The organism is Photorhabdus sp. S10-54 (assembly GCF_963878145.1).
Classification (GTDB): Bacteria; Pseudomonadota; Gammaproteobacteria; order Enterobacterales; family Enterobacteriaceae; genus Photorhabdus; species Photorhabdus kayaii.
Window position 1 is genome coordinate 1 of sequence record NZ_CAWNXG010000054.1, and the last position, 13,254, is coordinate 13,254.

The following is a 13,254-nucleotide window of genomic DNA, read 5'->3' on the forward strand; positions in this document are numbered from 1 at the left end:
ATACTACGCTTTTCGCCCGCAGAGTCAAGCGCTTATTGCCGCTTTCTCTGCCCGACCTCACAATGTTTATCAGCGTTGTGTCGGTCAGTGGTGGCGCATTATAGGGCGTTCTTTGGCGCTGGCAAGCATTTATTTAAAAAAAACTGCCGTTAGCAGTTTTTTTCAACAAAACTTGTATTTGTGTATTTTTTTCATACAAAAACTGATGATATCGACAATAATTACTCCAAAACTAAAGTAATATAAGTAGGCAAACTATTTCATCTATTTTACCAGAATCACTTTGAAGCTATTATTTCCGATAAAATTGTACAACTGGAAGCTCATGAAACAATTGTTAAAGGTGACAATCATAGCGTACTTCTCGCTTGCCAAAAGTTATTAACAGAGCGCTAATGATCTTATATAGTAGTGTATTAGATTAATATCCAACCAAACATTGGCTGGATAAAAGTAAGCAGGATTATTAATGGTAAAAACCGCTCGTAATATGGCGGGGCTACCCTGGATTGCTGCAATAGCTTTTTTTATGCAAGCCTTAGATGCAACAATTCTCAACACAGCATTGCCCGCTATTGCTGAAAGCCTCGAACATTCACCTTTAGCGATGCAATCTGCTGTTGTCAGCTATACTCTGACTGTTGCTTTGCTAATTCCAGTCAGCGGCTGGTTAGCAGATCGTTTTGGCACCCGCCGAATATTTATTTTTGCTGTATCCTTGTTTTCTTTAGGCTCCCTTGCCTGTGCTTTGTCAGGTAATTTAGCTTTTCTAGTTGTTTCACGTGTAATTCAAGGAATTGGTGGCGCAATGATGATGCCAGTTGCCCGTCTTGCTTTATTACGTGCGTACCCACGCAGCGAACTTCTACCTGTTATGAATTTTGTCACCATGCCAGGGTTAGTAGGACCAATTCTTGGTCCCATGCTCGGTGGGCTATTAGTCACTTATGCTACCTGGCACTGGATATTTATTATCAATATTCCAATCGGTTTATTGGGGATTATTTACGCTAAAAAGCATATGCCTAATTTTACAATGCCAAAACGTTCATTCGACTTTTTCGGTTTCATACTTTTTGGGCTGAGTTTAATAATGGTTTCTGTCAGTTTGGATTTACTAGGAGAGAGTTCGTTACCCGGCTATATACCTCTGACAATTATGGTTGGTGGTTTTATGATATTATTTGGTTATCTGATGCATGCTAGAAAACAACCCCAACCCCTTATCAGTCTGGAATTATTCCGTATTCGCACATTCTCTATCGGTATTATAGGTAATATTGTTACACGCTTGGGAACTGGTTGCATTCCCTTCCTGATGCCTTTGATGCTACAAGTTGGATTTGGTTATTCAGCGGTCATTGCTGGAATGATGATGGCACCAACAGCTATTGGTTCCGTTATAGCCAAATCTTTCGTTACTAATGTATTAACTCGCTTTGGATATCGTAAGACACTGGTTAGCATAACCATTATTATTGGATTAATGATTTCTCAATTTTCACTGCAATCACCAGCAATGCCCGCTGTCCTTCTGTCTATTCCACTATTTTTACTGGGTATGGCTGTATCCATTCAATTTACTTCGATGAATACCATTACTCTCGCTGATCTGACCGATAATAATGCCAGTTCAGGAAATAGCTTATTAGCTGTAACTCAGCAGTTATCTATTAGCTTCGGTGTTGCAGTAAGTGCAGCTATTCTTCGTTTCTATGAATCTATGCCTTATGGAACAATGGTTGATAACTTCCACAGTACTTTTATTACCGTAGGAATAATCACTTTACTTTCTTCTTCCACCTTCATGTTATTACATAAGGAAGATGGAGATAACATGATCAAGAGAAAGAGCGCCTAAGAACGATAAACTGAGCTACGCTCAATCAGTGTCGGAGTTAATACTAACAATTTAGGATTGCTTTCTGGGTTATCCATCCGATAAAGCAAAGTATCAACAGCCAGCTTTCCTAACTCATCTTTTGGCTGATGAATGGTTGTCAATGGTGGGATCATATAAGGGGCAAGGTCGATATCATCATAACCTATGATGGAAATATCATCCGGTACAGAAAGCCCCGCTTGGTACAGAGCCTGATAAGCGCCAACGGCCATTGCATCATTGCTGGCAAAAACAGCTTCTGGCGGTTCAGGATGTTGCAGCAATTTTTGCATTGATTCAAAACCACCAGCAAATTCAAAATCACTGTAAATTTCATAGCCTTCAGGAATAACAAGACCAGCATTTGCCATTGCCTTTCTATATCCTTGCAATCGATGATTAGCGGGTGTTTTATCTTGTGGACCTGCAATACAGGCTATTTTTTTAAAACCACAGCTAATAAGGTAATTAGTGGCTATCTCCCCCCCCAATAAAGAGTTGTCCTGAATAACATCGCTGACAATATCAAATGGAGACCAATCCATCATAACCATGGGTAAAGGAGGATAACGACGCAAAACATCACAGGAGCTGTGTTGATTTTCAGTACACATAATCAACACTCCATCTACTCGCTTTTGCAGCAAAGTTTCCATGCTGTAATCCATCCGCTTGGCATCACCCTCTGTATTACACAAGATAAGGCTGTAACCACGCTCATAACAGCTTCGTTCAACCCCTCTTACAATTTCAGCGTAAAAGGGATTATTACTGGTCGTGACCAACATACCAATGGTTTTGGTTTGCTTGATTTTAAGACTTCTTGCAAGCGCTGATGGCGCATAATTCAATTGCTCAATCGCATCGTTAACTTTCTTTTTCACACCTTCACTGACATAACGATTATTATTAATAACATGAGATACAGTTGATGTAGAAACGCCTGCAAAACGAGCAACATCTTTCATTGTAGCCACTGTTAATCCTGTTCAGTTAAAAATGCATCAATTTCATTTCGCCACGGGACGGAAGGCTGAGCTCCCTGACGGGTTACCGCTATCGCAGCAGCAGAGTGAGCAAATCGTATGGCAGATGACATGGATTTTCTTTCCAATAATGCTGTCACCAGAGCACCGTTGAAAGTATCTCCTGCCGCAACAGTATCTACAACGTTAACTTTAAATCCCGGAACAATCTTTCCTTTCTGACCGCTTTCACTCAACCATACCCCACGGCTACCCAATGTGATAATTACCGTATCAATACCTTTATCATGCAACACTTGAGACGCTTTTTCCGCATCTGAATCATTTTCTACTTTAATTCCAGTGAGATATTCAGCTTCTGTTTCATTCGGTGTAATGATATCCACCAGCGAGAGCAATTGATCAGATAATTTTCTGGCAGGCGCCGGATTGAGTATCACTTTTGTATTATTTTGCTTAGCTATTGTTGCAGCAAGTTGCACTGTTTCCAATGGAGACTCAAGTTGCATCAATAATGCATCTGCTTCCTCAATAATATTTTGGTAGCGATAGAAATATTCCGGTGTCAACGCCGCATTAGCGCCTGCATTGATACCAATAACGTTTTCACCTTGCTGATTAACGAAAATCAACGCTACACCCGTTGTTTCTCCTTTAATCACTTCAATGCCAGAAGTTTTAATATTATCCTTTGCTAACTGCTGATAGATACGAAAACCAATATCGTCCTCACCAACACAAGCAATAAATGTAATGTCAGCACCGCTGCGGCCTGCTGCTACCGCCTGATTAGCACCTTTACCACCAAAAGCAACTTGATATTGTTCCCCGATCACCGTTTCCCCCGAACGAGGGAATAACTTAAGATTCAAAATATGGTCAGCATTAATGCTGCCAAGCACCGCAAGTTTTGCTGTACTCATTACATTTATTCCTTTTCAATTATGCCGTCACCACCATCAATGAGTAACGGCACAAATACCGATTTATTTTTTAATAACTAACTCCAATTCCACAGGGATGACGGCTTCAACTTTTTCGCCTCTCAGCACTTTATTTGCAGTCTGAACACCAACGATACCAATTTGATCAGGACGCTGAGCGATTGTCGCTCCTAGTTTTCCACGCTGAACAGCTTTGATACCATCTCCAGTACCATCAAAACCAACAACTAATACATCGCTTTTACCTGCTGTTTGTAAAGCGCGCAAAGCACCTAACGCCATCTCATCATTCTGAGCAAATACAGCTTGTACAGCCGGATGAGCCGTCAGTAAGTTCTGCATAACGTTCAGTCCCTTGGTACGATCGAAATCAGCAGGCTGACTAGCTAACATATTGAATTTATGTTCCTGTGCTACCTTATTAAATCCTTCACCACGTTCACGGGCAGCAGAAGTGCCAGCAATACCTTCTAGCTGAATAATTTTGGCTCCATCCCCTAATTTTTCGGCGATAAAATCACCCGCTATTTTACCCCCCAAGCGATTATCAGAAGCGATATGACTGACAACAGTACCTTTATTCGCTATCCGATCTAGAGTAATGACCGGAATTTTGGCATTGTTAGCCATAATAATGGCATTACCAACAGCATCGGAGTCAGTCGGGTTAATTAGCATGAGTTTAGTACCACGTACCGTCAAATCCTGAACATTAGCTAATTCTTTCGCTGGATTATCCTGAGAATCCAACACAATTAGGTTATAGCCCAACTTATCCGCCTCTTTTTGAGCGCTATCTTTCATTGTGACAAAGAATGGATTATTCAGTGTAGAAATGACTAACGCGATAGTGTCTTTCGCTAATGCATTTATACTTACAGTCATACTTAGCGCAACAGCAGATAAAATTGTTACTAATTTCTTCACTTTCATCATGTTATTTCCTGTAGGGTGAGGTTATTTACCACTTTTATTATCAACCAGAACTGCCAACAATATTACAATTGCTTTAACAATCATCTGATAGTTAGAAGAAATACCTAATAAGTTTAAGCCATTATTTAAAAAACCGAGGATTAGTGCACCAATCAGAGTACCAATAATTAACCCCTTACCACCAGCTAGGCGAGTTCCTCCCAGTACTACGGCAGCAATAGCATCTAATTCATAACCTCCTCCCGCCATAGGTTGAGCAGAAGAAAGACGAGCGACTTCAATAATACTTGCCAATGCCGTCAGTAAACCGCATAAGGAGTAAACGATAATTTTAATTTTATCGATATTGATACCAGATAAACGGGTAGCCGATTCATTCCCCCCCAAGGCATAAATATAACGACCTAAACGGGTGTGATGCAGGATATACCATGCAATAACAAAAACTATCAACATCAGCCATACTGGAGTAGGAATTCCCAGTAGACGGCCAATACCAAACCAGCCAAACAGATCCGCATTATCACTGAATCCTGTATTTATTGGGCTACCATCAGTATAAACACGGGTTATTCCACGAAGTAACAACATCATGACTAGAGTGGCAATAAAGGCCTGTACTTTACCTTTAGCAATTATTATTCCTGTACAAGCACCAATTGCAGCACCTAAAGCCAAAGCACTCACGATAGCCACCAGAGCATTAACTTCCGTACCAACCAATGAAGCTGCTACTACACCTGTTAACGCAAGCAATGAACCAACAGACAGGTCAATACCCGATGTCAGGATAACCAATGTCATCCCAACGGCCATAATGGCATTGACTGATGTTTGTTGCAGAATATTAAACAAGTTATTTAAAGTGAAAAAATTTTGGCTAAGAGAAGAAACTACGGCTATCAGCACTAGCAACGCAATCAGTGACTTTTGTTTCAGTAACCACTCTTTAGTAAACCAACGTTTAAATGTCGGTGATATATTAGAATTCATACTGAATTACTCCTGAATCGCTCCATATTGTTTGCCTACAGCCGCTGCCATCAAAACTTCTTGAGTTGCCTGTTCAGCAAAAAATTCGCCACTGATCTGGCCTTCACACATAACCAAAATACGATCACTCATTCCTATCACTTCTGGCATTTCAGAAGAAACGAGAATAATACTTAGTCCCTCTTTCTTGAATTGATTAATTAACTGATAAATTTCTTTTTTTGCACCAACATCTACACCACGCGTAGGTTCATCCAGAATAAGAACTTTTGGTCTAGTCATTAATCCACGGGCAATAGCTACTTTTTGCTGATTACCACCAGAAAGTAAACCTATAGCTTGTCCCATTGAAGGTGTCTTGATACTAAACAATTCAATAAAGTCACTAACTGCATTCTGTTCTTCTTTATGATTAAGACCACCTAACCAGTTACTGAAATAACGTAAGGCAGTAAGAGACATATTATCTTTGATTGACATTCCCAAAACTAAGCCATCACGTTTACGATCTTCTGAAATATAAACAATCCCACAAGCTAACCCATCCTGAGGGTTACGAATTACAATGGGGGTTCCATCCAGTGTGATTCGCCCCTGAGTTTTTGGCAACGCACCATAAATAATTTTCATCAATTCAGTGCGGCCAGCCCCCATTAGCCCTGATATACCCAAAATTTCCCCGCTATAAAGAGAAAAACTGGCGTTTGTCACACCGGAACCAGAAATCTGCTTAACCTCAAGTCGTTTTTTGCCCCGAGGTAAATTCAGGCGAGGATACTGATCTTCCAGTTTTCTCCCAACCATCATTTCAATCAGAGTCTCTTCTTTTAGCTCTTTTACCGACTTTTCACCAATAAATTGTCCATCACGGAATACCGTCACATCATCGCAAATTTCAAAAATTTCTCTCAAACGATGGGAAATATAAACAATACCGCATCCCTGAGATTTTAGTTCATGTATTACGAGAAATAATGATTCAGTTTCTGTATCGGTCAGCGCATCAGTTGGCTCATCCATAATGATAACTTTGGATTTAAAACTCAGTACCTTAGCAATTTCAACCAGTTGTTGATTACCGATAGAAAGTTCAGCGACTAAACGGTGACTGCTGTAACTCAGATTCAATTTTTTTAAAAGACGATCGGCTTCCTGATACATTTTTCCCCAATCAATCGCACCGAATTTATTAACAAATTCGTGTCCCAGGAAAATATTTTCAGCAATGGTCAGTTGGGGAATAAGATTTAATTCCTGATGGATAATCCCGATCCCCGCTTCCTGAGAGGATCTAGGACCAGAAAAAATCACTTCTTTTCCTAGGTAATGAACCGTGCCTGTATCTCTGGTATATATTCCGGTCAACACTTTCATCATCGTGGATTTACCTGCACCATTTTCCCCTACCAGAGCCATCACTTTACCCGGGTAAACACGTAGTGCCGCGCCAGATAATGCTTTGACACCAGGAAAAGATTTACTAATTCCTTTTAGTTCCAGTACAGGTTGCATAATCACCTCAGAAAGTCGCACCAGCACAAAGGATAATATTGGCATAAGGAGAATGCTCTCCTGTGCGAATCACCGCTCGGCTATGCTCTGTTTTCTCTTTCAACATATTATGACTAATATAATCTATGGTAATTGAATTCCCTTGCTGTTTCTCAAGCTCTTTAATTTTAGTCAATATTAATTGATATATCAGAGGATTATGATCAATGATCTCCTCAGCTAAAAATGCAGCTTCAATCTGCATTTCTTGTGTAACGACATTAAGAACGGATATAAAACTGGGAATTCCCTGGGTTAGCGCTAAATCAATCCGCTGGGCTAAAGAAGGAATTGGTAATCCAGCATCACCAATTGTAATCTGGTCAGTATGCCCTAGCTGAGAAATTACGGCTGAAATTTCAGAATTAAGTAATACACCTTTTTTCATTTTTTTATTCCATTAGCGAAACGTTTCGCTATTTAGTAATATATAAAGTAATATTTAAAATGCAACATTAGTGATACAAAAATGTGATCACTATCGAAACGTTTCGATAATAAAAGAAACGAAAAAAAACGTTAACTTATTGAATATTTGACGCTGAATCGATTTTTAAGGTAAATATTGTCTACATCAACAAATAATGATTAAAATCTATGGAGAAGGCTAATTAGGTTTTATCTAATCCAACAGATAATATTGGTATGAATTATGCTATTATTAACAGAAAAAATAGTTTGCTTAAGTCACTATCTGGAAAGTGGTCTGTATGAAAGACAACAGACTATTCGTTTATGTTTGCTAGCTGCATTGTGTGGAGAAAGTGTTTTTCTACTCGGCCCTCCAGGTATCGCAAAAAGTTTGATAGCCCGACGATTGAAATTTGCGTTTCGTGATGCCAGAGCATTTGAATATCTGATGACTCGCTTTTCAACCCCTGAAGAAATTTTCGGCCCTCTTTCTATTCAGGCACTGAAAGAAGAAGGACGTTATCAACGTCTAACCAACGGATATTTACCTGAAACTGAAATTGTCTTCCTTGACGAAATATGGAAAGCCGGTCCTGCAATTCTTAATACCCTACTGACTGCAATTAATGAAAGAAAATTCAGAAATGGGGATACAGAAGAGAAAATTCCAATGCGATTACTTATAACAGCATCCAATGAGCTACCTGAAGCAGATAACGGTCTGGAGGCACTTTATGACAGAATGCTAATTCGTATCTGGCTGGATAAAATTCAAGAAAAAAAGAATTTCAGAGCGTTACTCACTAGCCACAAAAATGAAAATGATAACCCTGTTCCGGCAGACATTCAAATAACAAGTGAAGAATTCCATCAATGGCAAAAAGAGGTTGATAAAATAGTTCTACCAGATAGTTGTTTTGATATTATTTATCATCTACGTCAGCAACTTGATGCAACAGAACATTCACCTTACGTTTCAGATAGGCGCTGGAAGAAAGCCATTCATTTATTACAAGCCAGTGCTTTCTTCAATGGCAGAAAAGAGATATCACCTCTTGATTTAATATTACTGAAAGATTGCCTGTGGCATGATCTTCACTCTTTTAAATTACTACCCCAATACTTGAATACTCTCATGACCGAACAGGCATATCGGCAAAGAATATTATCTCAACAAATTGATTCGCTTTATCACCAATGGACTCAAGCTCGTCAGGATAAAAATGATCAGCAGGCGTTAAAGCTGGAAAAACAAACCAGTCTGTTTGGACGTAAAATACAATACTCGCTACCCGATCATATCAATGAAGAAAAATTGATTCTATTCCTACATACACCTCTTCATCTCCATGATATTAAAGTCAATTTCATTGAATTGGAAAAAAAAGCGTTGATTATCTGGATAAACAAAGGCAGAGAATTATCAGCCCGTCTGAACGGCATTGGTTTTCCACAAAACATAGCAGCCGAAGTTAATTCAGCACATCAGCCAGAGATTTTTGATATCAGCCGCCGTTCATCCACGCTATATTTACCAGATCATCAGCATCAGCAAAATGAAGAAAACAACGAGTGGCTGGAAAGATTGGAAAAAGTTAATCAAGAAATTCATCATCAACACCAACTGTTTAATCAGCATCAGCCATGTCTGTTTATTGAAAGTCATTGGCTTGCTACGATAGAGCAGAGTTTTATCCAGTTAGCCGATAAAATTAATCAGTTGAAAATAAAAATAGGCAACTAATTAAATGATTAGTCTGACAACCCTTGATCTTTTACTCTCAATAAACGAAGGGGAGATGATAGAAGAGATCATATTAACGCTTTTAGCTTCACCTCAGTTAGCTATCTTTTTTGAAAAACATCCTCGCTTAAAACGTGCGCTATTAAAGGATATTCCTGGCTGGAAACACGATTTACAGCAAAGAATTAAAGAAGCGCTAATTCCTGCAACTCTGGCAGAAGAATTTCAGTTATATCAACAAATACTATCTGCCAACACAAATCATTTTTACCTTAAACTTCCCGATATTCTAGAAACTCTGAACCGAATTGAATCCCCTTTTAGTGAAGAAGCACGGAAACTCGCAACCAACACTATTGCCGATTCAAATACATTACAAATCCTATTTATTCAACGATGGAGGATCAGTTTGATCCTGCAAACCACAACCTTCCATAAGCAATTACTGGAACAAGAAAAAGAGCAACTACTGGCAGAATTGCAACAAAGGCTAACACTAAGCGGTAATCTTGATCCTGTTTTTAGTGAAAATGATAGGGCAGCGGGACGACTATGGGATATGAGTAAAAGTCAGTTAAATCATTCCCAAAATGATAATCAGTTATTAATTCGCTATAGTGAATTTCTTCGCCAGCAGCCGGAACTGGAAAAATTAGCTCAATTACTTGGACGCAGCCAATCTGCAAAATCAAAACCACAGGAAAATCATTTTCTCGAACCATTTACCACAATCGAACGAACACCCGATACCGTTCCTGAACAGGTAAATGGAATCGGACAAGGTGATGATATTCTGCGTCTATTGCCAATAGAATTGGCGATATTAGGAATTGAAGATCTGGAATACGAATTTTATCGCAAATTAGTAGAAAAAAAACTCCTGACCTATCGCTTACAAGGGGATAACTGGCAAGAAAAAACAACATTACGACCAGTTACTCATTATAGCCAGGAAGAAAAACCACGAGGGCCATTTATTATTTGTGTCGATACTTCCGGTTCTATGGGGAGATTCAATGAAAAATGTGCCAAAGCCTTTTGTTTGGCACTGTTACGCATCGCTCTAGCTGATAATCGTAACTGTCATATCATGCTATTTACAACAGAAATTGTGCACTATGAACTATCTTCACCAGATGGTCTGGAGCAAGCTATTCGTTTTCTCAGCCAAACTTTCAAAGGAGGGACAGATCTCGCTTTTTGTCTGACAAGCACAATAGAAAAAATGAAAGAAAAATGTTGGAAAAATGCTGATGCTGTTGTTATCTCAGATTTCATTGCTCAGCGTCTGCCGAACTCACTAATCCATCAGATAAAAAATCTGCAACTGCATCAGCAACACCGCTTCCATGCGGTCTCCATGTCCCAATATGGTAAGCCCGATATTATGCGGATATTCGATCATATCTGGCACTTTGATACCGGACTTAAAAGCCGTTTACTGCGAAAATGGCGTCACTAACTTGAATCAAAGCATATCTTCTACAGTTTCGCGTACTTCAGGTGACCAGATACTGCACTGAACTTGACCAATGTGTTTCATTTGCAGCAGTAACATCACTAAACGGGATTGACCTATACCGCCACCAATAGACTGCGGCATGTCGCCTTTGAGTAACGCTTGATGCCAATCATATTGTAAACGCTCTTCATCACTAGTCAGTGCTAACTGACGCTCCAATGCTTCTGCATCAACACGGATACCCATAGAAGAGATCTCAAACGCATCCTCCAAAACAGGGTTCCAGACAATGATGTCGCCGTTTAGACCAACAAAACCATCGCTGTTTGGTGTCGTCCAGTCATCATAATCAGGCGCACGCACATCATGAGATTGACCATCAGATAATTTCGCACCAATACCAATGAGGAAAACAGCACCTAATTCTTTAGCAATAGCACGTTCACGGCCTTTTGCATCCAGATCCGGATAACGGCTCAGAAGCGTTTCGCTATGAACAAAGTGAATTTGATCTGGCAGGAACGGTGCCAGACCAAACTCTTTGCTGACAGCTTTTTCTGTTTCTTTTATTGCTTCGTAAATTTTACCTACTGTCTGTTTAAGATAAGCAAGTGAGCGTTGCCCATCTCCCATCACTTTTTCCCAATCCCATTGATCAACATAAACAGAGTGAATTGGTGTTAAGCGATCCTCATCTGGACGCAATGCTTTCATGTGAGTGTAAAGCCCTTGTTCAGGCTGAAAGCCAAAACGACCCAGTGTCTTACGTTTCCATTTAGCCAACGAATGTACTACTTCGAAAGTTGAATCCGGTAAAGTTTTTACTTTTACCTGAACAGCTTTTTCATGGCCGGACAAGTTGTCCTGAATACCATCTCCCAAACAACTTAGGATTGGCCCCTGTACTTCAATCAGACCCAGTTTGCTTTCCAGCAGACGGGAAAAGAAGGATTTCACAAAACTGATTTGTTGCTGCTTTTTAATAAACGACTTTTTCATAATGTTATTCTCTAATTTTTTAGGTGGCCCTGATGTCCTGTTGGAAACATTAAGCAATAAAATGAGGGATAAATTCAATATACTTTAATAAAAATAGACTTTATGATTCATAAAATTCATTTTTAAGATTAAAAAAATGAAAATTCCTTAAAAAAAGGGGCTGAAAATGGCAGAAATTTATCAGATCGACAATCTAGACCGTGACATACTTCACGCTTTAATGGACAACGCACGTACACCTTATGCCGAACTAGCAAAGAAATTTGCTGTCAGTCCGGGAACAATTCACGTTCGCGTGGAAAAAATGAAGCAAGCAGGAATCATTACCGGTACCAGAGTCGATATCAGCACAAAACAACTTGGTTATGATGTGTGTTGCTTTATTGGCATTATTCTTAAGAGTGCTAAAGATTACCCATCAGCTCTGAAAAAACTAGACAACCTGGATGAAGTAGTTGAGGTTTATTACACAACAGGCCACTACAGTATCTTTATTAAAGTTATGTGCCGTTCAATTGAATCCCTTCAAGATGTACTTATCAACAAAATACAGACTATCGATGAAATTCAATCAACAGAAACCCTGATCTCCTTACAAAACCCGATCATGCGAACAATCAAGCCATAAAATAAAATTTGTTATAACCACATTATCCACAGGTAGATCCCAATAGATTCACAGCGTACAATAGCGGCTCTTGAAATCTGTTGGGATCACTATGGCCACTATTACCTTAATCAGCGGCAGCACGATGGGCAGTGCTGAATACGTAGCTGAACATATGGCTGAAATTCTGGAAGATGCTGGTTTCTCCACTAAAATGCTACATGGCCCCTCTTTAGATGAACTTCCCCAAGAAGGAATCTGGCTAGTCGTCACATCTACACATGGAGCAGGAGAATTGCCAGAAAATATACAACCATTGGCCGCAGAAATTTCTGACCAAAAACCTGATCTCAGCAAGGTCACGTTTGGCGCTGTTGGCCTTGGTAGTTCCGAATACGATACTTTTTGCGGTGCAATAAGATCATTTGACCAACTATTGATAGAAAATGGTGCTAAACGTCTCGGTGATCGTCTGGAAATTGACATTCAACAACATGAGATCCCCGAAGATCCAGCAGAAGAATGGGTTAAAAATTGGGCAAACTCACTCTAATAAGAACAAAAAAGCAGCAAACGATTGTGGATAACTTATCTAAAAAGCCGGGGTTAACCCGTAGTTATCCATAGTATAACTATATGACAATGATCACCCTGTGAATAACTACCGATTTAGATCCCAGCTTATACCTTGTGGGATCACGGATCATTCACAACAAATGATCCTTTACAGCTTTATGAT

The 13,254-nt window shown here is 39.6% G+C and carries 12 protein-coding genes; 5 read left to right on the forward strand and 7 right to left on the reverse strand.

Translation table 11 applies throughout. The annotated features are described in order from the left end of the window. The first annotated feature begins 469 nt into the window (after nt 1-469). Nucleotides 470-1,861: a multidrug transporter subunit MdtD gene (gene mdtD, locus AACQ83_RS20615; protein ID WP_112878714.1), complete on the forward strand. Its 1,392-nt coding sequence runs from the start codon at nt 470-472 to the stop codon at nt 1,859-1,861. Here mdtD and rbsR read toward each other — a convergent pair. From rbsR to rbsD, 6 genes are all read right to left on the reverse strand, one after another. Beyond that, nucleotides 1,858-2,859, reverse strand: a complete 1,002-nt coding sequence (gene rbsR, locus AACQ83_RS20620) for a ribose operon transcriptional repressor RbsR (protein ID WP_112878713.1) — start codon at nt 2,857-2,859, stop codon at nt 1,858-1,860. The two genes, mdtD and rbsR, sit on opposite strands and share 4 nt — an antisense overlap. Nucleotides 2,860-2,861: 2 nt before the next feature. Beyond that, nucleotides 2,862-3,791 carry a ribokinase gene (rbsK, locus tag AACQ83_RS20625; protein WP_112878712.1) on the reverse strand — a complete coding sequence of 310 codons (930 nt, stop codon included), beginning with the start codon at nt 3,789-3,791 and terminating at the stop codon, nt 2,862-2,864. Between the two features lie 63 nt (nt 3,792-3,854). Further along, nucleotides 3,855-4,745: a ribose ABC transporter substrate-binding protein RbsB gene (gene rbsB / locus AACQ83_RS20630; RefSeq protein WP_112878717.1), complete on the reverse strand. Its 891-nt coding sequence runs from the start codon at nt 4,743-4,745 to the stop codon at nt 3,855-3,857. Between the two features lie 24 nt (nt 4,746-4,769). Beyond that, entirely contained in the window at nt 4,770-5,741 is a 972-nt protein-coding gene (gene rbsC, locus AACQ83_RS20635; protein WP_112878711.1) for a ribose ABC transporter permease, read from the reverse strand. Between the two features lie 6 nt (nt 5,742-5,747). Beyond that, nucleotides 5,748-7,253, reverse strand: a complete 1,506-nt coding sequence (gene rbsA / locus AACQ83_RS20640; protein ID WP_112878710.1) for a ribose ABC transporter ATP-binding protein RbsA — start codon at nt 7,251-7,253, stop codon at nt 5,748-5,750. Nucleotides 7,254-7,260: 7 nt separating this feature from the next. Further along, the gene (rbsD, locus tag AACQ83_RS20645; protein ID WP_112878709.1) at nt 7,261-7,680 is read right to left on the reverse strand and encodes a D-ribose pyranase; all 420 of its coding nucleotides are present in this window, start codon (nt 7,678-7,680) and stop codon (nt 7,261-7,263) included. Nucleotides 7,681-7,944: 264 nt separating this feature from the next. Here rbsD and ravA point away from each other — a divergent pair, with 264 nt between their 5' ends. Further along, nucleotides 7,945-9,447 carry an ATPase RavA gene (gene ravA, locus AACQ83_RS20650; protein WP_112878708.1) on the forward strand — a complete coding sequence of 501 codons (1,503 nt, stop codon included), beginning with the start codon at nt 7,945-7,947 and terminating at the stop codon, nt 9,445-9,447. 4 nt (nt 9,448-9,451) lie between these two features. Then, nucleotides 9,452-10,909: an ATPase RavA stimulator ViaA gene (gene viaA / locus AACQ83_RS20655; protein ID WP_112878707.1), complete on the forward strand. Its 1,458-nt coding sequence runs from the start codon at nt 9,452-9,454 to the stop codon at nt 10,907-10,909. 6 nt (nt 10,910-10,915) lie between these two features. On the opposite strand, the gene asnA is transcribed toward viaA, so the two are convergent. Continuing rightward, nucleotides 10,916-11,908 (reverse strand): aspartate--ammonia ligase, encoded by a 993-nt coding sequence (asnA, locus tag AACQ83_RS20660; protein ID WP_112878706.1) that lies wholly within the window; start codon nt 11,906-11,908, stop codon nt 10,916-10,918. A gap of 166 nt (nt 11,909-12,074) precedes the next feature. Between asnA and asnC the strand changes: the two genes are divergently transcribed. Continuing rightward, nucleotides 12,075-12,536, forward strand: coding sequence for a transcriptional regulator AsnC (gene asnC, locus AACQ83_RS20665; protein ID WP_011144463.1), 462 nt, complete (start codon nt 12,075-12,077; stop codon nt 12,534-12,536). A 91-nt stretch (nt 12,537-12,627) separates the two neighbouring features. Next, complete coding sequence (gene mioC, locus AACQ83_RS20670; RefSeq protein WP_112878705.1) at nt 12,628-13,068, forward strand: FMN-binding protein MioC; 441 nt, start codon at nt 12,628-12,630, stop codon at nt 13,066-13,068. The last annotated feature ends 186 nt before the right edge of the window (nt 13,069-13,254 follow it).

What these genes read in the sequence shown, in the direction of transcription:
- rbsD (WP_112878709.1), bottom strand. Translation starts at nt 7,680, where the DNA reads ATGAAAAAAGGTGTATTACTTAATTCTGAAATTTCAGCCGTAATTTCT.
- ravA (WP_112878708.1), top strand. Translation starts at nt 7,945, where the DNA reads ATGCTATTATTAACAGAAAAAATAGTTTGCTTAAGTCACTATCTGGAA.
- rbsC (WP_112878711.1), bottom strand. Translation starts at nt 5,741, where the DNA reads ATGAATTCTAATATATCACCGACATTTAAACGTTGGTTTACTAAAGAG.
- asnA (WP_112878706.1), bottom strand. Translation starts at nt 11,908, where the DNA reads ATGAAAAAGTCGTTTATTAAAAAGCAGCAACAAATCAGTTTTGTGAAA.
- rbsK (WP_112878712.1), bottom strand. Translation starts at nt 3,791, where the DNA reads ATGAGTACAGCAAAACTTGCGGTGCTTGGCAGCATTAATGCTGACCAT.
- asnC (WP_011144463.1), top strand. Translation starts at nt 12,075, where the DNA reads ATGGCAGAAATTTATCAGATCGACAATCTAGACCGTGACATACTTCAC.
- mioC (WP_112878705.1), top strand. Translation starts at nt 12,628, where the DNA reads ATGGCCACTATTACCTTAATCAGCGGCAGCACGATGGGCAGTGCTGAA.
- mdtD (WP_112878714.1), top strand. Translation starts at nt 470, where the DNA reads ATGGTAAAAACCGCTCGTAATATGGCGGGGCTACCCTGGATTGCTGCA.
- rbsB (WP_112878717.1), bottom strand. Translation starts at nt 4,745, where the DNA reads ATGAAAGTGAAGAAATTAGTAACAATTTTATCTGCTGTTGCGCTAAGT.
- rbsA (WP_112878710.1), bottom strand. Translation starts at nt 7,253, where the DNA reads ATGCAACCTGTACTGGAACTAAAAGGAATTAGTAAATCTTTTCCTGGT.
- viaA (WP_112878707.1), top strand. Translation starts at nt 9,452, where the DNA reads ATGATTAGTCTGACAACCCTTGATCTTTTACTCTCAATAAACGAAGGG.